At 63.3% G+C, this 474-nt stretch carries 1 protein-coding gene; it reads right to left on the bottom strand.

Annotated features, from left to right (window positions below):
- On the bottom strand, positions 1-474 hold a 474-nt coding region (locus ACOQFS_RS15695), incomplete at both ends, for a calcium-binding protein (RefSeq protein ID WP_421563761.1).

The following is a 474-nucleotide window of genomic DNA, read 5'->3' as shown; positions in this document are numbered from 1 at the left end:
CCACACCGTGCCATCTTCAAAGCGCACTTCCTGCACCGGGTTCCAGGCGTTGGCGGGCGTGTTCTCGTAGAAGAAGTTCGTCACCGTCACCACATCCTCGGTGCCCGCGATGCTCAGCACCAGCGAGTCGCCCGAGCGGGTCACCTGCACTTCGCTGGCAGCCACTCCGGCCTTGAAGCGCAGCACGTTGAGCTTGTCAGCTGCCGTGTCGTAGACGCCGCCGATGGTGTCGTTGCCATCGCCCTTGCCAAACAGGTAGGTGTTGTTGCCCTCCCCTCCCGCAAGGTAGTCGTTGCCCACGCCTCCATCGAGTGTGTCGTTGCCCGCGTCTCCGTACAGGTAGTCATTGCCCGCACCGCCCAACAGCACATCGTCGCCTTCACCGCCATACAGGTAGTCGCTGCCTTCTCCTCCGTCCAGTGTGTCGTTGCCCTCCTGGCCTTGCAGCGTGTCGTTGCCTGCACCTCCGAGCAG

The organism is Paracidovorax sp. MALMAid1276 (assembly GCF_049198005.1).
In the GTDB taxonomy this organism is placed as follows: Bacteria; Pseudomonadota; Gammaproteobacteria; order Burkholderiales; family Burkholderiaceae_C; genus Acidovorax.
Note: the sequence above shows the minus strand (reverse complement) of the source record. Positions and strands in the feature narration are given on the sequence as shown.